General features: G+C 66.8%; 17 protein-coding genes. 7 read left to right on the forward strand and 10 right to left on the reverse strand.

Features of this window, described 5'->3' with window-relative positions; genetic code table 11:
* Positions 1 to 33: 33 nt before the first annotated feature.
* On the forward strand, positions 34 to 843 hold the full coding sequence (locus tag ACFCV3_RS12340) for a hypothetical protein (RefSeq protein ID WP_376029333.1): 810 nt from the start codon (positions 34 to 36) through the stop codon (positions 841 to 843).
* Here ACFCV3_RS12340 and ACFCV3_RS12345 read toward each other — a convergent pair.
* From ACFCV3_RS12345 to ACFCV3_RS12365, 5 genes are all read right to left on the reverse strand, one after another.
* Positions 840 to 2687 (reverse strand): glycoside hydrolase family 127 protein, encoded by a 1848-nt coding sequence (locus ACFCV3_RS12345; protein WP_376029336.1) that lies wholly within the window; start codon positions 2685 to 2687, stop codon positions 840 to 842. The two genes, ACFCV3_RS12340 and ACFCV3_RS12345, sit on opposite strands and share 4 nt — an antisense overlap.
* Positions 2684 to 3922, reverse strand: a complete 1239-nt coding sequence (gene mmsB, locus ACFCV3_RS12350) for a multiple monosaccharide ABC transporter permease (RefSeq protein ID WP_376029337.1) — start codon at positions 3920 to 3922, stop codon at positions 2684 to 2686. The genes ACFCV3_RS12345 and mmsB overlap by 4 nt, the downstream gene beginning before the upstream one ends.
* Positions 3919 to 5457 (reverse strand): multiple monosaccharide ABC transporter ATP-binding protein, encoded by a 1539-nt coding sequence (gene mmsA, locus ACFCV3_RS12355; RefSeq protein WP_376029340.1) that lies wholly within the window; start codon positions 5455 to 5457, stop codon positions 3919 to 3921. Before mmsA ends, mmsB begins: the two co-directional genes overlap by 4 nt.
* Positions 5454 to 6578 (reverse strand): multiple monosaccharide ABC transporter substrate-binding protein, encoded by a 1125-nt coding sequence (gene chvE / locus ACFCV3_RS12360; protein WP_376029342.1) that lies wholly within the window; start codon positions 6576 to 6578, stop codon positions 5454 to 5456. The genes mmsA and chvE overlap by 4 nt, the downstream gene beginning before the upstream one ends.
* Positions 6579 to 6677: 99 nt before the next feature.
* Positions 6678 to 8753, reverse strand: coding sequence for a glycoside hydrolase family 36 protein (locus ACFCV3_RS12365; protein ID WP_376029345.1), 2076 nt, complete (start codon positions 8751 to 8753; stop codon positions 6678 to 6680).
* Positions 8754 to 8898: 145 nt separating this feature from the next.
* Between ACFCV3_RS12365 and ACFCV3_RS12370 the strand changes: the two genes are divergently transcribed.
* From ACFCV3_RS12370 to ACFCV3_RS12395, 6 genes are all read left to right on the forward strand, one after another.
* Positions 8899 to 10197 carry an ABC transporter substrate-binding protein gene (locus tag ACFCV3_RS12370; RefSeq protein ID WP_376029348.1) on the forward strand — a complete coding sequence of 433 codons (1299 nt, stop codon included), beginning with the start codon at positions 8899 to 8901 and terminating at the stop codon, positions 10195 to 10197.
* Positions 10197 to 11084 (forward strand): carbohydrate ABC transporter permease, encoded by an 888-nt coding sequence (locus ACFCV3_RS12375; RefSeq protein ID WP_376029351.1) that lies wholly within the window; start codon positions 10197 to 10199, stop codon positions 11082 to 11084. Before ACFCV3_RS12370 ends, ACFCV3_RS12375 begins: the two co-directional genes overlap by 1 nt.
* The gene (locus ACFCV3_RS12380; protein ID WP_376029353.1) at positions 11085 to 11936 is read left to right on the forward strand and encodes a carbohydrate ABC transporter permease; all 852 of its coding nucleotides are present in this window, start codon (positions 11085 to 11087) and stop codon (positions 11934 to 11936) included.
* Positions 11933 to 14404, forward strand: a complete 2472-nt coding sequence (locus tag ACFCV3_RS12385) for a beta-galactosidase (RefSeq protein ID WP_376029355.1) — start codon at positions 11933 to 11935, stop codon at positions 14402 to 14404. Before ACFCV3_RS12380 ends, ACFCV3_RS12385 begins: the two co-directional genes overlap by 4 nt.
* A gap of 11 nt (positions 14405 to 14415) precedes the next feature.
* On the forward strand, positions 14416 to 15690 hold the full coding sequence (locus ACFCV3_RS12390; RefSeq protein WP_376029357.1) for an ROK family protein: 1275 nt from the start codon (positions 14416 to 14418) through the stop codon (positions 15688 to 15690).
* A 111-nt stretch (positions 15691 to 15801) separates the two neighbouring features.
* On the forward strand, positions 15802 to 16947 hold the full coding sequence (locus ACFCV3_RS12395) for a hypothetical protein (RefSeq protein WP_376029360.1): 1146 nt from the start codon (positions 15802 to 15804) through the stop codon (positions 16945 to 16947).
* 12 nt (positions 16948 to 16959) lie between these two features.
* Here ACFCV3_RS12395 and ACFCV3_RS12400 read toward each other — a convergent pair whose 3' ends face one another.
* Genes ACFCV3_RS12400 through ACFCV3_RS12420 form a run of 5 tightly spaced genes read right to left on the reverse strand, consistent with a single transcriptional unit; the run spans position 16960 to position 22476 of the window.
* The gene (locus ACFCV3_RS12400) at positions 16960 to 18882 is read right to left on the reverse strand and encodes a family 43 glycosylhydrolase (RefSeq protein ID WP_376029362.1); all 1923 of its coding nucleotides are present in this window, start codon (positions 18880 to 18882) and stop codon (positions 16960 to 16962) included.
* The gene (locus ACFCV3_RS12405) at positions 18879 to 19517 is read right to left on the reverse strand and encodes a hypothetical protein (RefSeq protein ID WP_376029363.1); all 639 of its coding nucleotides are present in this window, start codon (positions 19515 to 19517) and stop codon (positions 18879 to 18881) included. Before ACFCV3_RS12405 ends, ACFCV3_RS12400 begins: the two co-directional genes overlap by 4 nt.
* Positions 19514 to 20332 carry a carbohydrate ABC transporter permease gene (locus tag ACFCV3_RS12410; RefSeq protein ID WP_376029365.1) on the reverse strand — a complete coding sequence of 273 codons (819 nt, stop codon included), beginning with the start codon at positions 20330 to 20332 and terminating at the stop codon, positions 19514 to 19516. The genes ACFCV3_RS12405 and ACFCV3_RS12410 overlap by 4 nt, the downstream gene beginning before the upstream one ends.
* Positions 20329 to 21204, reverse strand: coding sequence for a carbohydrate ABC transporter permease (locus ACFCV3_RS12415; protein WP_376029368.1), 876 nt, complete (start codon positions 21202 to 21204; stop codon positions 20329 to 20331). Before ACFCV3_RS12415 ends, ACFCV3_RS12410 begins: the two co-directional genes overlap by 4 nt.
* A gap of 3 nt (positions 21205 to 21207) precedes the next feature.
* Positions 21208 to 22476: an ABC transporter substrate-binding protein gene (locus ACFCV3_RS12420; protein WP_376029370.1), complete on the reverse strand. Its 1269-nt coding sequence runs from the start codon at positions 22474 to 22476 to the stop codon at positions 21208 to 21210.
* Positions 22477 to 22501: the final 25 nt, after the last annotated feature.

Here is a 22501-nt window from a genome sequence, read left to right on the forward strand (position 1 = left end):
TCCTGCACCAACCTAGTGAGGAGACATCGCCCCATGGCCCTCAACCGACGCACCTTCCTGCTCGCCGCCGGCACAACGATCGCGGGAGCGGCAGCCGCCGCTCCCGTGACCGCGCAAGCCAAAGAACTGGCTTGGGAAACAGCCCTTCCGGCCAACAGCTTCGCCAGCTACTCAGCCCTCGAGTCGAGCTGGAACTACCTCTACCCGTGGGGTTCCGACCACAACGGCACCGCCCGGATGTACGCCAGCCGGACCGACCACAACCACGTCTACCTCGAGTCCGGCGGAGTGCTGGTCCTCAAGGGATCGCGGATCAACTGGGACGAGGGCAAGAGCAGTAAGGACCCCTACCTGCCGATCCACTACCACGCCGGCGCGATCCACTCGAAGCTCCAGGTGGTGGTCAACGACCGCTACCCGCAGTGGGAGGTCAAGGGTGAGTTCCAGGCGCCCTCCGGTCGCGGTACCTGGCCGGCGTTCTGGCTGACCGGGGTCAACAGCTGGCCGCCGGAGAGCGACATCCTCGAGTTCAAGGGTGACGCCCGGAACTGGTTCAACACCTACGACGGTGGGTGGGAGAACACCATCGTGCCGGTGTCGAACCCCGGCGGCTGGCACGGCTACCGCGCGTGGATCAACAAGATCAGCGCGACCGACGTCGAGATCCACTACTACCTCGACGGCAAGTGGGTCGGCCGGCACCGCGGGAGCAACTTCGTCGGCAAACCGATGAACCTCATCATCAACCTGCAGATGGAAGGCGCGTCAGGGTCATCCGGCCCTTCCGGTGACACCTACTACCGCGCCCGCAACGTGTACGTCGGTCGCGCCAACAACGGCTAGCTGAGGGGCAGCCAGACGCGCATGGCACCGGGGCCACGATTGGCCCAGGCGTGGTACGGAATCGCGGTGACCGTGATCGCCGTACCGGCCTGAGCGTCCGGCTGGTAGGCCTGGTACAACTCCGCCTCGAGCGATCTGGTGACGGCTCCGAGGCGGAGCCTGACGGGAGTCAGGTCGCCGGGTGTGCGTTCTTCGGAGATCGGTACCGACGGGTCGATGCGTAGCTGCTCGACGAGTACGCCGTCGGGCAGATCGGCCTGCTCGACGCAGTACACGAGTGGTCCGCGCTCGATCGCCACACAGCCACGGACGGCATCGACCCGCTCGTCGGCGCGGGTCAGTCGTGCGGTCATCGGCAGGCTGAGCCGCACCGTCGCGCCGTCATCGCAAGCCACGCGCACGTACGCACCTGGGGCCGGCTCGACGAGTACCTTCGCACCGGTCACCGCGAGACTGGCCTCAGTCGCCCAGCTGGGCACGCGAATCGCCAGCTCGCCGTGCCCGCTGACGGTCACCACGAGGTCGCCGTCCCAGGGATAGCTGGTCTCGACGACGGCGGTCAAAGTGTCCGTGCTGAACGTGCCCGCGGTGAGCAGGTGCAGCTGAAGCCCAGCTGCGTCCGCGGTCGCCGAATAGCCGTGCAGCGAAGCGAGCAGGCGGGCCAGGTTCGGCGGACAGCAAGCGCAGTCGTACCACGGCAGTCGCTCACTGGGCGCGTCCTCGCTGGAGCCGTCGTGGCCGGTGCGGAGCTGCAGCGGGTTGGAGTAGAAGAAGGCGGTGCCGTCCGTCGTCATCGAAGCGGCGATGGCATTGAAGAGGGCACGCTCCATCTCCTCGGCGTACCGGGCCTGGCCGGTCGCGAGGAGCATCCGCCAACACCATTGCAGGGCAGCGATCGACGCGCAGGTCTCGGCGTACGCGCGGTCCGGCGGCAGTTCGTAGGGATCGCCGTAGGCCTCGTCCCGGTGCCGGGATCCGTGTCCGCCGGTGATGTACAGCTTGCTGCCGAAGGCGCTGTCCCACAGTTGTTCCATCGCCTTCAGCAGCGACTCGTCCCCGTTCTCGAGGTAGAGGTCAGTGACTCCCGCGGCCAGGTACAGCTGCCGCACCGAGTGCCCGATGGCTTCGGTTGCCTCGCGCACCGGCAAGTGGTCCTGGAAGTACTGCGGACCGAAGCCACCGGTCAGCGTCCGATGCCCACGCCGCTCGACCTGCAGCTCGGCCGCGCGCAGATAGGACTCCTCGCCCGTTTCGCGGTAGAGCTCGACGAGCGCGGTCTCCACCTCGGGATGCCCGTCGATGAGCGGCACGGTGACGATCAGGTCGGCCACTCGCCGCGCGATCGCAAGGATGCGCGTGTCACCACCACCCCGATGCAGAGCGACCGCAGCCTGCATGAGGTGCCCGGCGCAGTACAGCTCGTGGCTGTGTTCCAGCCGGCCGAAGCGTTCCTGGTCCGGGCTCCCCTGCACGTAGGAGTTGAGGTAGCCGTCGGATTCCTGCACGCTCTCGAGGAGATCTGCCACCTCGGACAGCATCCCTGTCCACTGGTCGGTGCCGCTGCGGCCCATCTCCCAGCCGATCGCCTCAAGGGTCTTGTAGAGGTCCGAGTCCGCGAACCAGAATCCCACGAACTTGCCCTGCGGAGTGTCCTCGGTGAGCCGGCTGAAGTTCTCGATCACACCGGTACGCCGGATGTTCGCCAGGCAATGTGGAATGGTGGCGGCCGCGTTCAGCTTCTGCCAGTTGCCCAGCAGCGATGCCGGGTCGAGCCGTGCCGCGCTGAGCGGCAACGGCGCGACGTACGGACGCCTTCGTGGTGCGGCCGGCCCCAGGACGGTCACCGGGTCGTTCCCGCCCGGCGCTTGTTGTAGATGTCGAAGGCAACGGCCAGCAGCAGCACCAGGCCCTTCACGATGGACTGCGTCGACTGCTCGACACCCATCAGCTGCATGCCGTTGCTCATCACGGCCATGATCAGACCGCCGACCACCGCGCCGACTACGGTGCCGACGCCGCCTGCTACTGCGGCGCCGCCGATGAAGGCAGCTGCGATGGCGTCAAGCTCGAACATGTTGCCGGCCGCGGGCTGCGCGCCGTTCGAGCGGGACGAGTAGATGACACCGGCGACGCCGGCCAGGAAGCCCATGTTGACGAAGATCCAGAAGTTGACCTTGCGGACCTTCACTCCGGACAGCATTGCGGCCGACAGGTTGCCGCCGATCGCATAGACCTGACGGCCGAAGACGCTGTTCCTCGTCATCAGTCCGTAGGCGATCACGAGCACGGCAAGGATGATCAGGACGATCGGCAGGCCGCGGGCGTGGGCGAGCTGCCAGGCGAAGTACAGGACGACTGCCGCGACCACCAGCACCCGGGCGACGAACAGTGGGAACGACTCCACCGGCTGCTCGTACCGGATCCGGGCCAGCCGGGTCCGGAAGACGCTGACCGCGTAGCCGGCAACGGCGATTGCCGCGATCAGCAAGGTGAACGCGTCGTACCCCTGGCCGCCGAGCAGGCCGTTCAGGAAGCCGCCGGCCACCTTCTGGTACTCGGGCGGGAACGGTGACAACGAGACGTTGTCCAGCACCTGCAGGGTCAGCCCCCGGAACAGCAGCATGCCTGCCAAGGTCACGATGAAGGCGGGCATGCCGACGTACGCCACCCAGAAGCCATGCCAGGCACCGACCGCGACGCCGACCGCCACCGCGGCCACCGCCCCGATCGCCCACGGCTGTCCCTGCTGGATGACCAGTACGGCGGAGACCGCCCCCGTCAACGCGACAATCGAACCGACCGACAGGTCGATGTGACCGGCGATGATCAGGATCACCATGCCGATCGCGAGCACGAGGATGTAGGAGTACTGCAGCACGATGTTGGTGATGTTGCCCGGGCTGAGCAGCACACCGTCGGTCAGCACGGCGAACAGCACCACGATCGCGACGAAGGCGATGTAGATACCGCTCTGCCGCAGGTTGCGCAGGATCAGCGTGCGCGGATCACTGGTACCGGCGTGCAGCGCCGCGGCCGGGGCACTCTCGGCCACCGCGGGCTCCGGTTCGGTCCTGGTCATCCTGCGAGCTCCTTCTCCATCGTCATGAGCGCCATCAGCTCTTCCTGGGTCGCCTGGGCGACCGGCAGTTCACCGGTGATCCGGCCGGCCGACAGCGTGTAGATCCGGTCACACGTCCCGAGCAGCTCGGGCAGCTCCGAGGAGATGACGATGACCGCCTTCCCCTGGGCGACGAGCCGGTTGATGATCGTGTAGATCTCGAACTTGGCGCCGACGTCGATCCCGCGCGTCGGCTCGTCGAGGATCAGTACGTCGGGATCGGTGAAGAGCCATTTCGACAGCACGACCTTCTGCTGGTTGCCGCCGGACAACGTGCCGACGACATCGAGCACGGTGCGGGTCTTGATGTTCAGGTCCCGGCGGCCGGCCTCGGCGACCTTGATCTCCTCGTGCCCGTCGACCCAGCCCGCCCGCGCGAGCTTGTCCAGCCCCGCGGCCGAGACGTTGGTGCGGACGTCGGCGATCAGGTTCAGACCGTAGCGTTTGCGGTCCTCGGTGGCATAGGCGATGCCGTTGCCGATCGCCTCGGCCACGGAACGCGCCCGGACCTCCTGGCCGTGCATGAACAGCCGGCCGCTGATGTTGCGGCCGTACGACCGGCCGAAGACACTCATCGCCAGCTCGGTCCGCCCGGCACCCATCAGGCCGGCGATCCCGACCACCTCACCGGCCCGCACGTTCAGAGCGGCACCGTCGACCACCTTGCGCTGCTGAACCGGGTGCCACACCGTCCAGTCCTCGATCCGGAGCACCTCGTCCCCGGGCGCGGAGTCGCGCTCGGGGTAGAAGCTCTCCAGGTCGCGCCCGACCATGCCGCGGATGATCCGTTCCTGGGTCACCTCTCCGGAAGCCATGGAGAGCGTCTCCACCGTGCGGCCGTCCCGGATCACCGTGGTGGAGTCCGCGATCGCGGTGATCTCGCTCAGCTTGTGCGAGATCATGATGCAGGCGATGCCACGGTCGCGCAGCCGGCGGAGCAGGTCGAGCAGGTGCGCCGAGTCCACGTCGTTCAGCGCGGCGGTCGGCTCGTCGAGGATCAGCAACCGGACATCCTTCGAGAGCGCCTTGGCGATCTCGACCAGCTGCTGCTTGCCGACGCCGAGCTGGATCACCGGCGTGACCGGATTCTCGTCCAGCCCGACCGACGCCAGCAGCTCAGCGGCGTCGGCGTTGGTCCGGTTCCAGTCGATCAGCCCGCTCCGGCCACGCCGTTCGTTGGCCAGGAAGATGTTCTCCGCGATCGACAGGTAGGGCACCAGGGCCAGCTCCTGATGGATGATGCCGATCCCGGCGGCCTCACTGTCGCGGATCCCGCCGAAGTGCACCGGCTCACCGTCGAACCGGATCTCGCCGTCGTAACTCCCGCTCGGATAGACGCCGGACAGCACCTTCATCAGGGTCGACTTGCCGGCCCCGTTCTCGCCACAGATCGCGTGGATCTCGCCCTGCCGGACGGCCAGCGAGACATCCTGCAGCGCGGTGACGCCGGGGAATCTCTTGGTGATTCCCCGCATCTCGAGCAGTACGTCGGTCACTTGGTCTTACCGGCGGCCACCTGCTCGGCCGTGTAGTAGCCGGAGTCGACCAGCGCCTTCGTCACGTCCTCCTTGAAGACGGCCTGGATCGGCAGCAGGTACGCCGGGACCACCTTGACGCCGTTGTCGTAGGACTTGGTGTCGTTGGCCTCGGGCGTCTTCTTCTGCAGGAACGCCTCGGACGCAGCCACGGCCTGCGCGGCCAGCTCGCGGGTGTCCTTGAAGATCGTCGAGCTCTGGATGCCGTCGTTGATCAGCTTGACCGACGCGATCTCCGCGTCCTGACCGGTGACCGCGGGCAGCGGGTTGGCCGCCGTACCGTAGCCGGCGTTCTGCAGTGCGGTGATGATGCCGCGGGAGATGCCGTCGTACGGCGAGAGGACGCCGCCGACCTTGCTCCCGTCGTTGTACGTCGAGGTCAGCAGGTCCTCCATCCGCTTCTGCGCGGTCTCGGACTGCCAGCGCAGGGTCGCGATCTGCTCGACCTTGGTCTGCTTCGACTTCACGACCAGCGCGCCGCTGTCGAGGTAGGGCTTGAGGGCGTCCATCGCGCCCCGGAAGAAGAAGCTGGTGTTGTTGTCGTCCAGCGATCCGGCGAAGAGCTCGACGTTGAACGGGCCGGTCTTGGCGCCCTTCGAGCCGTCGGCGTTCTCCAGCCCGAGCCCGCGCAGCAGCGACTTGCCCTGCGCCACGCCGACCTTGTAGTTGTCGAAGCTGACGTAGAAGTCGACGTTCTGGCTGCCGCGGATCAACCGGTCGTAGGAGATCACCGGGATCTTCTTGTCCGCCGCCGCCTGCAGCTGCCCACTCAGCGCGGTGCCGTCGACGGCCGCGATCACCAGGACGTCGGCACCCTGCGTGATCATCTGGTCGACCTGCTGGGACTGGGTCGGGATGTCGTCGTTCGCGTACTGCAGATCGACCTTGTAGCCCTTGGCCTCGAGCTTCTCCTTGACCGCCTTGCCGTCCGCGATCCAGCGCTCCGACGTCTGGGTCGGCATCGCGACCCCGATGGTCAGGTCCCCGGGCTTCTGACTCGTGGTGTCGGTACTTCCGCCCGCGCCCTCGCCCCCACAGGCCGCAAGCCCGAGCACCAGCAGAGCGCCACTCAGCGTAGCCACAAACCTCTTGTTCACAACTTTTTACCTTCCCGAGCCCCACACGACTGTTAGCGCTCACATGTTTGCGCTCACAGTGGTATTGGTCAAGTCCTCGACCGGTCAGCGCTGCAACCGGATGAGCCGCGCGGCGGGACCTGCGGGCAGACTCACACCGAGCCGGCTGCCCGCCAGGTCGAGAGTGGTCGGCAGATCGGCCGGGAACAGGACGTCGGCGGCTCGCCAAGCACCTGGCAGCGGTACGTCGACAGTCGTCGGACCGTCGCCACGGTGCCAGACCGCCAGCAGGGCGGTGTCGTCGGCAACAAGCGCCAGCGCGAGCTGTTCGTCGTACCAGCCGGGAAGGCCGAGCGGCCAATGCGGCTCGGCGCGCGCGATGAGCGAGCGGTGCTCCTTGTACGTCGAGACTGCGGCGGCGACTCGGGTGAGCTGCTCGGTGTTCATCTCGTCAGGTCGACCGGAGAGGTGAATCCGGCCCAGCAGCGCGTTCACCAAGGCGAACGATGCTTCTTCCGGCGTGTGCACGGGCCGCGGGTACGCCCACACCGCGCCCTGCTCGGGCGTGACTGCACTCGGTGCGGCAGCGGCGATCGGGGCGTAAGCGAGGAGATCGACCTGGTCGCTGGTGGAGTGCAGCGTCATCCGCGCGAGCATCGCGTAGTCGGCTCGCATGCCTCCGGAGGCACAGCTCTCCAGGACGAGGGCGGGATGGCGATCCAGTACGTCGTCGAGCCAGGAGAGGTAGGCGCGGTTGTGGCCGAGCAGTCCAGCGCCGGGAGCCTCACCGAGAGCGTCAGTGCCGGGCAGGTTGATGTTGTAGTCGAGCTTGAAGTAGCCGATGCCGAACTGCTCGATCAGTCCGTCGACCACGGTGTCCATCCGCTCGCGGACGGCCGCTGAGCGGAAGTCGAGGTGGTAGCGGCCGGTCTCGGCGATCCGGCGTCCGTCCCGCCAGAAGAACGCGTCCGGCGGCAACTGTTCGGCGATCTCACTCCGCACGCCGACCACCTCGGGCTCCAGCCACAGGCCTGGCACCAGGCCGGCGTCGTGGATCTCCTGGATCGTCTTGCCGAGGCCGTCGGGGAAGCGGACCTGCGACGGTTCCCAGGCCCCGACCGTGTCCCACCAGCCCGAGTCGTCGGCGTACCAGCCGGCGTCGATCACGAAGTACTCCGCGCCGACCTCGGCCGCGGCCTTGATCAGCGGAGTGAGCTTGGCTGCGGACGGATCGCCCCACAGACAGTTCATGTAGTCGTTGAAGATCACCGGCAGGTTGCTGTGGTCCGCCTGCTGCCGACGCATCAACCGCCGGTACGACGTGAGCGCGCGCAACCCGTCGTCGAGACCACCCCGGGTTACCGCCACGGCGACCGGGACCGTGGTGAACGACTCCCCCGGCGCCAGGCGTTGCCGCCACTGGTGCTCACCGTCCGTAGGCCCGGACACCTGTAGGTACAGATCCTCTTTGAGCCCGCCGAGCTCCCAATGCCATGCACCCTGGTGTTCGATTTGCCAGGTCCACGTCAGCTCGTCGGAGACATTCTCGACGGCACCCATCGGCAGCAGCTCGGCGCTCGACCAGCTGCCGAGGCTGGTAGCGGCGAACCGGTCCTTCGAGATCCCCGAACCCAGGATGCTCACCAGACCGGCCTGCTCCGGACTCAGCACCTGCCAGCGCAACTCCGCGCACCACGAGTTCCGCGCTTGGTGGATCCGCGTACCGGTCCTCAGTCCACCACCGAAGCCCGCCAGCGCGAGGGACGAGAGGTAGGTCAAGGTGAGCTCGCCGACGCCACGATTGATCACCTCGGTCGTTGCGCGCAGCACCGACGTACCGGCCCAGCTCTCGATCCGGCTCACTGTCTCGAGGTCCGCGGAGGCCTGCCGAACCAGCAGCACTTCGTTGCCCGAAGCATCCGCCTGCTCGCTGACCTCAACCAGCCGGAGGCCGTCGGCTGCCGCGTAGGTGCGGTGCCGCGTGCCGGGTGGCTCATGGATCCGCCCGTGACCGGACAGGTTCAGCTCGACCAGGTTGACCGCAAGGTCCTCGGTCGGCGGCTGCACGCCGGTGGGGCGCAACGAGCAGACCTTGACCGGCGCCGCCTCGTCGATCAGCAGCTCGAGCTCGACGTCGCCGCTGGTCCATCGCAGCCGGCCCGGGACGGAATCGATTGGCATGAAACTCCTTGGCGTAGTGAGCTTTGTTCACGCTAACAGGAATCAGGTCACGATTCGCCCGGATCCCGTCCGAGGTCTTCCCAAGGGTTTTTCTGACGGTTAGCTTAACCCCCACCTCAACCCCTGAGCAGAAGGAGGCACGGCGATGACATCGACGTCGAACGGGGGTCTCTCGCGCCGAGGCTTCCTCGGTCTGGGCATCTCCGCGGGCATGATCACGCTGACCGCCTGCGGTGCAGACAGCGACAAGCCGTCGGGTGGCAACGAGCCCGCCGAACTCGTGATGACTGTCTGGGGCGGCGAGAACGACAAGGCGACATACCAGAAGCGGATCGATCTGCTGGTCGCCAAGTACCCCGAGCTGAAGGTGAAACTGCAGCTGATCCCCAGCGAGGGTTACGCCCAGAAGGTGCAGACGATGATCGCGGGCGGTAAGGGCCCGGACATCATGCAGGTGGCCGAGAACGTCAATGTCCTGTCCAGCAAGAGCCAACTGCTGCCACTGGACGACCTGGCGAAGAAGGCGAACCTCGACCTCACCCAGCGGTTCGGCTCGATCGGCAAGATCTACAGCTACCAGGACAAGGTGTACGCGATCCCCGACCGCTCCGGCGCGATGATCTTGTACTACAACAAGAAGCTGTTCGAGGCCAAGGGCATCAAGGCACCGACCGCCGACTGGACCTGGGACGACGCCCTCAGCGCGTTCAAGGAGCTCACTGTGCCTGGTAAGCAGTGGGGCTACACCGGAGCCGGCTGGTGGGCGCAATGGTGGAGCCTCGTGTACCAGAACGGCGGCAAGATCATCGACGACGCGGGTAAGCCCGCAGTCGCCACCGACGAGGTGATCGAGGCCCTGCAGTGGGCCGGCGACCTGGTCACGAAGCACGGCGTCGTACCGACGCAGAAGCAGTACGCCGACATGGGTGCCGATGTCGGTGGCGATGCGGCCTTCGCCAGCGGCAAGGCCGCCGTCAACACGACCGGCTTCTGGGCGATCAACGGTCTCTCGAAGGCCACGATCGAATGGGACATCGCACCGCTGTGGCGGGGCAAGCAGCAGGCAGTGACCGCATTCGGCAGCGGCCTGGCGATCTCCCGGACCGTCAAGAACCCGGACGCTGCGTTCAAAGCGATCGAGTTCCTGACCTCACCGCCGGCCCAGCAGCAGATCATCGCCACCGGCGAGGACGTGCCGGCCGCCGTCGAGGTGCAGAAGAGCGACGCGTTCCTGAAGCCGGCCTGGATGACCAAGCCGGTGAACATGAAGGTGTTCGGCGAGTCCAGCGAGTTCATCTACCGGGCGCCGTTCATCCCGGCCTGGAACGAGATGCAGAAGACCTTCGACGACGGGCTCGCGGACTTCTGGCTGGGCAAGACCGACGCCCGGAGCGCGCTGACCGCGATCCAGGCGAAGCTCGAGTCGGTCGTCAAGCCGGCCTGATGTCGAGGCTGCGGCGCCGGGAGGCGCTCTGGTTCTACCTGTTCGCGTCGCCGTGGATCATCGGCTTCGTGGTGTTCCTGCTCGGGCCGATGGTTGCCTCGATCTACTTCTCGCTGACCGACTGGGATTCTTTCACCCCGCCGAAGTGGGTGGGGCTGGACAACTACCGGCGCCTGCTCACCGACGATCCGATCTTCTGGAAGGCGTTGTGGAACACGTTCTACTACGCCGCGATCTCGGTGCCACTCGGTCTGGTCCTCGGGTTGTGGCTGGCGAACCTGCTGAACAAGGGGGTCGGGCTGCGCAAGCTGTTCCGGACGCTGATCTACCTGCCGACGCTGGTGCCGCTGGTCGCGACCGCGATGATCTTCAAGATGGTGCTCGCGCCATCCGGCCCACTGAACGACCTGCTCGGCGTAGTCGGTATCCCCGGCCCGTCCTGGCTGCTGGAGGCGGCGTGGGTCAAACCGGCGCTGATCCTGCTGTCGGTCTGGGGCGCCGGCGGCGCGACCGTATTGTTGCTGGCAGCAATGAAGGGCATCCCACGCGAGCTGTACGAGGCGGCCGAGGTGGACGGCGCCAGCTCGCTCCGGCAGTTCTGGAGTATCACGGTTCCGCAGCTGACACCGATCATCTTCTTCAACCTGATCATGGGGCTGATCGGCGCCTTCCAGGTGTTCTCCCAGGTCTACATCCTGACCAAGGGTGGGCCGAACAACGCCAGCCAGACCATGGTTCCACTGCTGTTCGACCAGGCCTTTTCCTTCTACCACCTGGGCTACGCGTCCGCGCTGTCGTGGCTGCTCTTCGCCGTGATCATGGTCTTCACCCTGATCGCGTTCCGGAGCGCACGGCGGTGGGTGTTCTACGAGACGGAGGTCCGGTAGATGTCGGTCCGTGCGTTCCGCGCCACCCCGTTCAGCTATGCCACGCTGATCATCGTGTCGGCGGTGCTCTGTGTGCCGCTGGTGCTGGTTGTGTCGATCGCGTTGTCCAGTGATCAGACGGTGAACGCCAACACCTTCACGATCATTCCGCGCGAGTTCCACTGGGAGAACTTCACGCGGGTGTTCAGCACCGAGTTGCCGATGCAGCGGTTCCTGCTGAACTCGGTGATCATCTCGGTCGGTGCGGTGGCCGGGCAGGTGCTGTCGAGCGGCCTGGTCGGGTATGGGTTCGCGCGGTTGCGAGCGCCCGGCAAGAACGGCCTGTTCCTGATCGTCATCGCGACGATGATGATCCCGGCCCAGATCACGATGATCCCGCAGTTCATCCTGTTCAAGGAGCTCGGCTGGGTGAACACGTTCCTGCCGCTGATCGTGCCGAACTTCTTCTCGAACGCCTTCAACGTCTTCCTGGTCCGGCAGTTCGTGTCCCGGCTGCCGAGCGAGATCGACGAGGCGGCGATGGTGGACGGGCTCGGTTTCTTCGGTATCTACCGGCGGATCATGCTGCCGATGCTCGCCCCGGTGCTGATCGCGATCGGCATCTTCACCCTGACCGCTACCTGGGGTGATTTCATGGGCCCGCTGATCTACCTCAACGACGAGTCCAAGATGCCGCTCGCCCTCGGCGTGCAGTACATCACCAGTACGTCGCAAGCCCTGCAGGCGCCACCCTGGAACCTGGTGATGGTCGGGTCGATCCTGCTCACGCTGCCGATGATCCTGGTCTACTACCTCGGGCAGAAGTACCTGTACGAGATGGACATCAGCGGCGGTAGCGCGGGGGTCAAGTGAGCACCATCCGGTTGGATGCCCAGGGCATCGAGATCGACGGCCGGTCGCAGGTCGTGCTGTGTGCGTCGCTGTTCTACTTCCGCCTGCCGCGGGAGCAGTGGCGCGCCCGGCTCGACCAGGTCCGTGCGTCCGGCTACACCTGTGTGGACGTCTACCTGCCGTGGAACTTCCACGAGCTCGCTCCCGGGCGCTGGGACTTCGAAGGCCGTCGCGATGTCGCGGCGTTCCTCGATCTGGCCGCAGCAGCCGACCTGAAGGTGATCGCGCGGCCCGGACCGTACATCTGTTCGGAGTGGGACGGCGGCGCGCTGCCGGCCTGGCTAGGGCTCGACCCCGAGCTGCAGGTTCGGCAGAACGAACCGCGCTTCCTCCAGCAGGTGGCGGCCTGGTTCGACCAGGTGCTGCCGATCCTGGCCGCCCGGCAGCACTCGGTCGGCGGCCCGGTCATCATGGTTCAGCTGGAGAACGAGCTCGACTTCTTTGACTGCACGGACCGCCCGGGTTACCTGACCGCCCTGCGGGACCTGGCGCTCGGGCACGGCATCACGGTGCCGCTGATCGCTTGCGCGGGACAGGGCGATCTCTTCGGCGCCACCGGTGCGGTGGCAGGCGTCGTACCGGCGTGCAACTTCTACCCCGACGACGATTCCCCGCATATCGAGGCTGAGGTACGGCGGTATCGGGATCTGCTCGCTGAGCGCGATCTCCCGCTGCTGGTGACCGAGACGAACCGGCGGCACCGGACTCTGCGCCGGCTGCTGGTCTCCGGTGCCACGCTGATCGCGCCGTACCTGCAGTCGTCGGGCTGGAACTTCGGCTACACGCCGTCGGCTGGGAACTGGGGTGACCCCGGCAACTTCATGACGCACTGGTACGACTTCGGCGGGTATGTTTCGCCGACCGGCCAGGAGCGGCCCGAGTACGCCGAAGCGCAGATCCTGGCCCGGGTGATCGACGTACTGGGTCCGCGACCGGCCGTTGCCAAGCCGGCCGTTGAGGTGCGGACAGACTTTCCGACCAGCTCGGTGATCGGCGCCCTGAAGCTCAGTGGTGGTGGTCAGGTGATCGCCGTACCGAATCTCAGTTTGGTCGATGGACACGCGACTGTGGCCGGTGTGCAGGTGGAGGTGGCGGCCGGTGCCTGCCCATTGATGCCGGTCGGGCTTCCGATCGGTGCGGCGCACACACTCACGCTTGCTTCGGCAGACCTGGTCAGTGTCACGGACGGGGTGCTGGAGTTCTCGTCCGCCGTACCGGTGACCGTCGTCATTGATGACACCACGGTCGTGGTGCCGGTCGGCGAGCGGGTGACTGTTGCCGACCTCGAGCTGGTCGCAGTGCGCCCGACCGAGGCTGCGAGGGAGCCGGTGAGCGCAGCGACAGACGTGACATCCGTACGTCGTCGCTCGGGGCAGGCTCCGGTTGCCGTTGCCGGTGTCGATGAAGTGCCACCGTCGCTCGAATCGCTCGGCGTCTTTCGTGGGCGCGGCACGTACAGCACGACGACGGATCTGACCGGCGTCGACGAACTGCTCGTGGCCGGAGCCGCCGACATCCTCGACCTCACGATCGCGGGCGACGTTCGGCCGCCGCTGGTGACGTACGGAGCGAATCGGCGGATCGACGTCCGAGAGGTGAGCGGGCCGGTGCCGATCGAGGCGGCCGTTGAGATCTGGGGGCATGCGAACTTCGACGACACCCGGCTGCCCGCGCTGAGGCTCGGTGCGCTGCGTGGTCTCGGCACCGTCTGGAAGATCAACGCGGTTCAGGACGTGTCGGCGTTGTGGACGGTCGGCGGTCACTGGGCGACGCAGCCGGCGCCGGTTCGTCAGCTCGGTGGCTGGAGCAGTACGCGAGGTGGTGAACGCGTCACCTACACCCGGCTGGTGCACTCCCCCACCCCCGCGGCGCTGCTGCTGCGAGGGCTGGACGAACCCGCGTTCGTCCGCATCGACAGCGCGGACCCGATGACTGTTTCGGCGGAGAACCCGTGGGTCCTGCTGCCGGCCGGGTCCAGCCAGGTCGCCGTGACACTGCCGCACGACGCGAGCCGTCCTGGTCTCGGCGCCGAACTGCTGACGCTGACTCCAATAACCGGGTGGTCCTGCACCGCCCAGGACGACGAGCTGCTGACCGCCTTCGCGGTCTCCGCCAGCCCTGGCCAGACAGTCGAGCTGCCGCTCGCACTCGACGCCGGCGAAGAGGCCTGGCTCGATGTGGACCTGCCCGCCTCCGAGTCCGGCCACGTGCTGAGGTTCGAGGGCACCCAGCTCCGGGTGACCGCGTGGTCCGGCGGTGAGTGCATCGGCCGAGTCTGGCTGGGTGACCGGCCGGCGTTCTCAGGTGGCGATCCGGACCGACTCTGGATCCCGCCTAGCTGGTCGGGACTTACCTTGCTGCTCGGCGGGGTTGGCGGTGCTGGAGCGGCCGAACTGCGTAGGCTAACGCTGGAGCCACCGACGGACTGAAGGGAGACCTGGTGCCACGGCAGACCTCCCACGACCTGCGGAACGAGAGCCGGTTCGAGGTACTCCATGCGTTGTTCACGCTCGGCCCGTCGACGCGGCAGGAGCTCACCCGGCACACCGGGCTGAGCCCGGCCACGGTGGCGACACTCGTGAACGAGTTCCTGGCAGCCGGCGTACTGCGGATCGCGACGGTGGAACGCCGTACTGTCGGACGCCCGTACGAACGGCTCAGCATCGATCCCGACCGCGGGCGGATCGTCGGGGTCGACGTCGCCGAGACCTATGTCGACGCGACCGTGTTCGACCTCAACCTCGGCCCCCTCGCGAACAGCACGATCACGCTCGACGAGCACAAGAACGACCCCGCGTACGTCGTGGACGGCATCGTGACCGCGACGGAGAGCGCGCTGGCGGCCGTCGATGCCGATCCGGCCGAGCTGATCGGAGTCGGCGTCAGCATGCCCGGCCAGGTCCAGCCGGACTCCGGTGTCTCGGTGTTCGCGCCGAACTGGCAATGGCACGACGTACGGATCGAGGAACTGCTGGAGAACCGGCTGGGTATCTCCGTGTACGTCGACAATCCACTCAAGGCGATCACGCTGGCGGAGATGTGGTTCGGCGTCGGCCGGGTCACCGACACGATGGCCGTGGTCAACCTCGGGACCGGGGTCGGCGCCGGGCTCGCGATCGAGGGCACGCTGATCCGTGGCGCGACCAACAACGCGGGCGAGTGGGGACACACCCTGCTGCAGCTCGACGGCCGCGAATGCCGGTGCGGGCGGCGCGGTTGTGTCGAGGCATACCTCGGCGTCCACGGGCTGGAGATGACGCTGGCCGAGATCGACCCCGATCATCCGGCCCTTCAGCAGTTGCTGCAGCCTGGGTTCATCGAGGCCGTCGCGGAGGGGCTCGCGGCGGGCGACCAGGCGGTGGCCGAGCTGGCCGACCGCACCGCGCACTATCTGGCGGCGGCACTCGGCGACCTGGTCAATCTGCTGAACGTTTCCTACCTGACCTTGACCGGCTGGACGACTGCCGCGATCGGGCAGTGGCTGATCCCCGCCGTCCATCGCGAGTTGCCCGGTCACGTCCTGCCCGGGTCACTGCCCGGCCTGGTCGTCGAGGCATCGGCCGTGCCCGGCAATCCGGTCGCGCTCGGGATGGCGGCGTTCACCCTTGAGCAGTACCTGGGCAAGCTCGGTGTCCCTGGTCCCGCGAGTGCACTCCGCCCGCGCCGCAACAAGGTGTCCGGATCCGGCCAGGATCGAGCCTCGACAGGCCGTTGACCAGGCCGGTCGCCGAACGTCAGACTCCAGTACTCACTGATGGAAAGCGGTTGCCAGCCATCCGGTGTCACAGCCGGTGTGGCAGCCTCGTCCGCGCCCCCGGAGTCAGCCATGAGAAATCCACTTCGCCCATTGTCAGTTCTCGTCACAGCCGCTGTGCTGCTGACCGGATCACTGCAACCCGCCCAAGCCGCCCCGGCCGCCGACTGCGGCACCGGTACCTTCCACGCCGAGGTGACCGGCAGCGGCAGTAGCTGGACAGCCCGCCGCGGTACCAGCACCGTCTACACCGGCTCCAGCATGCAGGCCGCCATGCAAGCCGGCGTCAACTCGCTCACCGCCGGCCGGACCAGCAAGCAGCGCGTCGTCGTCCGCGGCTCAGGTTCCATCAGCGCCGGCAGTCGGGTGTCCCTGCCCAGCTTCACTGTGCTGGATGTCTGCGGGACCATCAACGTCACCGGCACCGGATCCGGTGACATGGCCCCCGTGTACAGCCGGGGCACGCGCGACATCGAGATCCAGCACCTCAACCTCACCGGCACACCCGTCTACGGCATCTTCCTGCGCAACGTCACCAACGTCGTCATCGGTGCGGTCGACATGCGGCTGTCCCGCGGGCTGGGCGTCCGGATCGACAACCGCGGCGACACCAGCCAGTGGACCCGCAACGTGCGCATCGACACGGTGTTCGTCTCCGGTGCGAGCAGCCACGCGGTCGAGACGTACGGCGTCGACGGGATCACGATCGGCACCGTCACCGCCCGCAATGTCGGTGAGTCCGGACTGCTGCTCAACCAGACGATCAACGCGACCGTCGGCACGGTCGACGCCGACAACGCCGGCGCCGGCACCGGTTACGCGGCCTTCCGGATGGCCAACAACAACGGCCAGGTCGGTTCCAGCTACCCGACCAACATCCGCGTCGGTACGGTGATCGCGCGTCGCGGCGGCCGCGGTATCTTCTGCGTCTCCCGCAGCGGTGGTGCCGTGATCGACCGCGTCACCATCGAGAACACCGGCAACAACGCCGTACTGATCGAGAACTGCTACAACGTCACGCTGGCCGGCGTGAGCGGAACCGTTACGGGCGGCGGCGAGATCCGCCTGGCCGCCCGCACGGAGTTTCCGAACAACCGCGACATCTTTGTTCAGAACCTGACCGTCCGCGATTCCCGGATCACCGAGAACCCTTGCGGTACCAACACCGTCTTCCGCAACCTCACGCTGATCAACACTCCCACCAGCATCTGCAGCTGAGGCCGCGTCCGGTCAGTTGGCCTGGATCATCAGCCAGCTGACCTGGATGTCGGGTGATCGGGTCGGCGCGATGGTGACGGTGATCTTGCCGTCGGCGCCGACCACGACACCGCCGTACGCCGCGGCTTCGTTGGTGCCGGTGAAGAGTCGCTGCTGGTCGACGACGGCACCGTTGACCGTCACCTGGGCGGCACGGTTGGCCCACGGCCACGGATCGAAGTAGCCCGCGTGGACGGTGTAGGTCCCGGGTGCTAGACCGCCGAAGGTGTAGACGAGCGGCTCGTGGTTCTTGGCGTAGCGCAGGGTGCTGTAGAGATCGCCGTTCGCCGGACCGGCCGGTGCGCTGTCACCGGTGTAGCCCCAGGTTTGGCCGGTTGCCGGATCCGTTCCCAACGGCTGCTCCGGAGTCGAGTTCAGCAGTGAGCCTGCGCGCGTCAGCACCTGCCAGTCCGTGGTGGCGATTCCACCGGCATTGACGGCGTACCGCAGGCCGCTCGGTACGACGACGATCGAGCGGGTGAAGGTACGGCCGTCGGCCAGCGTGCCGCGCAGACTTGCTGTCCCCGGCTTCGCCACGGTCGAGGCGTCCCAGGTCACGGCGACCGATGTCGACCGCGATCCCGTTCGCACGCTGACCGTCTTGGGCAGGCTGCTGGTGTCACCGAGCTGGACGCTTTCCGGCAGCGGGGTCTCGACCGTCCAGCGCCGGTAGGACTGCAGGTCGTCGAGGGTCCACTCCGTGTCCGGACCGATCGACAGGCTGCCGCCTTCACCGAACGACATCGGCATCCAGACGTACGGCGCGTTCGCGAGATCGCTCGGGGTCCAGCGATCCCCCATGTAGACGAACTTGTTGCGCTTGGCATCGATCGGGATCACGTTGGTGCTCTGGGAGCGGTAGGTGTTCGCGGCTCCCGGTCCGGTGATCGGGTTGCCCTGGTCGGCGTACTGACCGAGGATCGTGCTGGAGGTCGCGTACCGCGCCGGGTTCGGATCCCAGCCCGTGGCGCCGGACGTCACCAGGTAGTACCGGCCCTCGGACTTGAACATCGCCGGCGCCTCGCGCTGGTTGCAGGCCAGCGTGCGCACGAAGTCCTTCCCTTGTACGGCGTTCTCGGGGCGCGCGGACAGATAGGTGTAGTCGCGGTTGAGCTTGGAGATGTACATCGTCCGGTTCTCCTCGGACGAGTAGATGATGTACGCCTTGCCGTCGTCATCGACGTACAGGTTCATGTCCCGCGCCATCCCACCGGCCGGGTCGAACGCGGACGACGTACCGCACCACGGCACCGAATCGCTCGGCACCCGATTGAGCCGGTACGAATCGATCCAGCGGAACGGGCCCGTCGGCGAGTCCGCGATCGCCACTCCGGCCTCGGCTCGCGCGTAGGTCGACGTACTGGTCGGTGACGAGGGTCCGTCGGAGTGCACCCACATGATCCACTTGCGGGTGGCCTGGTTGTAGATCACCTTCGGCCGTTCGAGGATCGACGGCCGCGCCCATCCGTCCGCGCGCACGCTGTTGGTGGACAGATCCCGCCAGACGACGTCCTTCTGCGCGGGGCTGTACTTCTTGTACAGCTTGCTGAAGTACTTGTCGTTCTCGAACTGGTCCGGTGAGCTCATCGCCCGCAGCGCGAGTCCCTCGTCCTTCCAGTTGTAGAGGTCGTACGACGAGTACGCGTGCACCCCCGGGCTGTCGAAGTAGCCCTTGCTGCGGTCCTCGCCGTACCAGTACCACATCCGCCGGCCGCGGTGATCGGTCGCCGGCACGACCTGCCCGCCGTGCGCCTGGATCACCTCGCCGCTGGTGTCACGCCATTCGGCGCCGGGCCGGAACGAGTCGTACGCCGGTGCTGCCGGGGCAGCGACCGCGGTTGGGGCGAACATGGTGAGGGCGGCGCCGAGGACGGCGAGTGGTCTGAACAGCTTCAAGGGAATCTCCTCACGATTCGGGCGAGCTGAGCCTGGGAGTTCGTGTGTACGACCCACAACGCACAACCGGGCACGATGGCGAGACCAACCAGCGGAGCCTGACTGACGATGACCAGCGCGACGGCGAGGACGCCGAGCGACAGCAAACTCAGTCCCCACCCCCGCACCCCGCTGTAGATCGCGAGCCGCACGGTCGCCCCTGCGAGAGCGTTGAGCGCAGTGACGGCGACCAGCAACAGCAACACGACCAGCGGTGGCACAGCGCCTGGAAACGAGGTGGCGAGCACCTTGATGTCCGCCACCAGTACGCCGATCAGGCCGCCGGCAACGACTGCGATCAGCAGCGACCGGCGGCCGCGCGACCACATCAGGCGGAAGAGCACAGGCAGCGGCGGACGAGGGTCGTCGTCGGCGTAGTACCCGAAGGCAGCGGCGACGGCCGGCGCCAGCGGTAGCGCGAGCAGTCCGAAGAAGATCGGGTACTGCCAAGGGCTCGCCACCAGGCTGAGCGCCAGCATCAGGGGTGCACCGGCGATCGCAAGGAGCAGGTTGACCGCGAGGACCCGATGCGCGAACGACCACAGGGTTTCCCAGAGATCGGCCCGGACATTCACCCGGGACAACGGGGACGTCACTTCAGCCCGCTCGTCGCGATACCCCGGACGAAGTACTTCTGGCCGAGCAGGAAGATCACCAGGATCGGCAGGACCGACAGCACCGATCCGGTCATGATCATCGCGTACTCGGCGTCGTACAGACCGACGAACGAGCGCAGGCCGAGCTGGATCGTCCACAACTTGTTGTCGGTCAGGTAGATGAACGGGCCCATGTAGTCGTTCCAGGTGTTGACGAAGGTGAGCAGGGCCAGGCTCGCCAGCGCCGGTTTCGACAGTGGCAGGATGATGCGCGCCCAGATGCCGTACTCGTTCAGTCCGTCGAGGCGCGCGGCCTCGCTGAGCTCGTCGGGAATCGTCAGGTAGTACTGGCGCATCAGGAAGACCCCGAAGGCACTGAACGCCTGCAGCAGGATCAGCGACAGATGCGTGTTCACCAGCCCGGCCTTCTCCATGATCACGTACTGCGGCACCATGTACGCCTGCCACGGCACCGCGATCGTCCCGATGTAGGCCAGGAACAGCAGGTCCCGGCCGGGGAACCGCACCTTGGCGAACCCGTACGCCGCGAAACTGCCGGTCAGCACCTGCAACGCGGTGATCGTCAGGCTGAGGAAGACCGAGTTCCGCAGGTAGGTGAGCAGCGGGATCCGCTCCCAGATCGTCGCGAAGTTGCTCCAGTGGAACTCGGCCGGGATCCACCGCACCGGCACCGAGAAGACCTCGGCATCCAGCTTCAACGACGACGACACCATCCAGGCGAACGGCACCAGCACCGCCACCGACAACGCCACCAGCAGCACGTAGGCGAGCCCCCGCCGTACCTCCGCGGTCATGAGGCTCTCCTTTGCTGGAGGCGGAACTGGAGGACGGTGATGGTCAGCACGATGACGAACAGCACCATCGACACCGCGGACGAGTAGCCGAACCGGCCCTGCACGATGCCTTCGCGGTAGATCACCTGGGACAGCACCAGCGTGGCCCGGCCCGGGCCGCCCTCGGTCATCACCTGGATCAGGTCGAACACCTTGAAACTCGAGATCGTCAGCATGATCAGCACGAAGAACGTCGTCGGCCGCAGCCCTGGCAGGGTGATGTGCCGGAACCGCTGCCAGCCGGTCGCCCCGTCCACCTGGGCGGCCTCGTAGAGCTCTGCGGGGATCGTCTGCAACCCGGCCAGGTAGAGGATCATGTAGTAGCCGAGATCACGCCAGACACTCGCCACGATGACGGCCGGCATCGCCCAGGTCGTCGAGGTGGTCCACCCCGGCGGGTTGTCGATGCCGATCGCCCGTAGGAACTGGTTGACCGGGCCGAGATCCGGGCTGAGCAACATGTTCCAGACCACGGCCACGGCGACCAGCGAAGTGATGTAGGGAAAGAACAACGCGGTCCGGAAGAACCGCACACCCTTCAGCTTCTGGTTCAGCAGTACGGCGAACCCGAGGGCCGCGGCCAGTGTCAGCGGCACGTGCCCGACCGCGTAGTACGCCGTGTTGCGCAGCGCCGTCCAGAAGTTCTCGTTGTGGATCATCCGCTCGAAGTTGTCCAGCCCGACCCAGCGCGGCGTGCTGTACGAATCCCAGTCCAGGAAGGACAACGCGAGCGAGGCGACCACCGGGATCAGGGTGAGCGCGGCGAACCCGAGGAAGTTCGGCAGGATGAAACTCCAGCCGACCCAGGTCCGGCTGCGACTGCTGGTGGTCACGGGTCAGCCGACCTCGTTCTTGACCCGCTTGGACATCTCGGCCAGGCCGTCGTCGAGGGACTTCTGCCCGGTCATGATCAGCTCGTGCTCCTCGGTCAGGATCTGGTCGACGTCGGAGGACTTGTCGCTGACCGGCATCTCCAGGACGACGGTGTCGGGCTTGAACGCCTTCTTGGCCACGTCGCCGTTCGGCACACCCGGCAGGGCGAAGTAGGTGTCGAGGATCTGCTGGCTCTGCAGCGACGGCGTCACACCCGCCTTGGCCACCGCGGTCGCGCCGGCCTCACTCGCGGCCCACTCGACGAACTTCTTCGCGGCCTCGGAGTGCTTGGACTTCTTGTTCACCGCGAACGCGGTCGGCGAGCCGAAACTCGTCACCTTGCCGTCGGCCTTGAGCTGGGGCAGCGGCGCCACTCCCCACTCGACCTTCGTCTTCCCCGCCTTGGTGTCGGCCAGCAGGGTCGCGGCGTACCAGGTCCCCATCGGCAGCAGCGCGGCCTTGCCGGTGGAGAACATCGTGTTGTAGGAGACCTTCTGGCTGGACGCAGTTGCCCACGGCAACAGCGTGCCGCTCTGCTGGAGCCCGAGCGTCATCGCGTACTGATCCTTCATGAAGCCGTAGTCACCGCCGAGCAGGTTGCCACCGGTCTGCGCGGCCGAGGTCGCCTGGACGATCGAACGCCAGGTGTGCTGATAGGCGCCGTACTGCTTGGAGCCTCCGTCACCCTTGGTCAGGCTCTTGGCCAAGGTGGCGTAGTCCGCCCAGGACAGGTTCTGCAGCTTGGACTCGGCCACGCCGGCCTGCTTCAGCATCGTCTTGTTGTAGTAGAGCACCCAGAAGTCCTGCCGGTAGGGCAGCGCGAAGTACTTGCCCTCCAGGTCGTAGGCCTTCAGTCCCGAGTACTTCGCGGGGTCGAGCTTGGCCGCCTCGTCGGTGAGCGGCAGCAGCTGGCCGCGGGTGCCGAACCGCGAGTAGTCGATGACGTTCTTCATCGTCAGTACGTCGGTGGTGTCACCACCGGCGAGCATCGTGGTGACCTTCTCGGCGTAGTCGTCGGCGAGGATGTCCACCGGTTCGACCTTGATCTCCGGGTTGGCCGCCTGGAACCCGTCGATGATCGCCTTGAACTCCGGCGTGGTGGCGTAGTTCCAGAGCGCGACCTTGATGGTCTGCGGCCCGTCGGCGGCCGGCTCCGGCGAGCTGCCGCCGCAGGCCGTGAGCAGCGCCAGCGCTGCCGCGCCGGCCAGGGTGGTGACGAGGTGTCGCCTCACAACGATCTCCTTGACTTTCGGTGGA

It is taken from the genome of Kribbella sp. NPDC056345, assembly GCF_042262745.1.
In the GTDB taxonomy this organism is placed as follows: Bacteria; Actinomycetota; Actinomycetes; order Propionibacteriales; family Kribbellaceae; genus Kribbella.

Bases quoted from the DNA above. Each gene is read 5' to 3' on its own strand.
- ACFCV3_RS12410 (WP_376029365.1), bottom strand. From the start codon at position 20,332: ATGACCGCGGAGGTACGGCGGGGGCTCGCCTACGTGCTGCTGGTGGCG.
- ACFCV3_RS12375 (WP_376029351.1), top strand. From the start codon at position 10,197: ATGTCGAGGCTGCGGCGCCGGGAGGCGCTCTGGTTCTACCTGTTCGCG.
- ACFCV3_RS12395 (WP_376029360.1), top strand. From the start codon at position 15,802: ATGAGAAATCCACTTCGCCCATTGTCAGTTCTCGTCACAGCCGCTGTG.
- ACFCV3_RS12340 (WP_376029333.1), top strand. From the start codon at position 34: ATGGCCCTCAACCGACGCACCTTCCTGCTCGCCGCCGGCACAACGATC.
- ACFCV3_RS12370 (WP_376029348.1), top strand. From the start codon at position 8,899: ATGACATCGACGTCGAACGGGGGTCTCTCGCGCCGAGGCTTCCTCGGT.
- ACFCV3_RS12380 (WP_376029353.1), top strand. From the start codon at position 11,085: ATGTCGGTCCGTGCGTTCCGCGCCACCCCGTTCAGCTATGCCACGCTG.
- ACFCV3_RS12365 (WP_376029345.1), bottom strand. From the start codon at position 8,753: ATGCCAATCGATTCCGTCCCGGGCCGGCTGCGATGGACCAGCGGCGAC.
- mmsB (WP_376029337.1), bottom strand. From the start codon at position 3,922: ATGACCAGGACCGAACCGGAGCCCGCGGTGGCCGAGAGTGCCCCGGCC.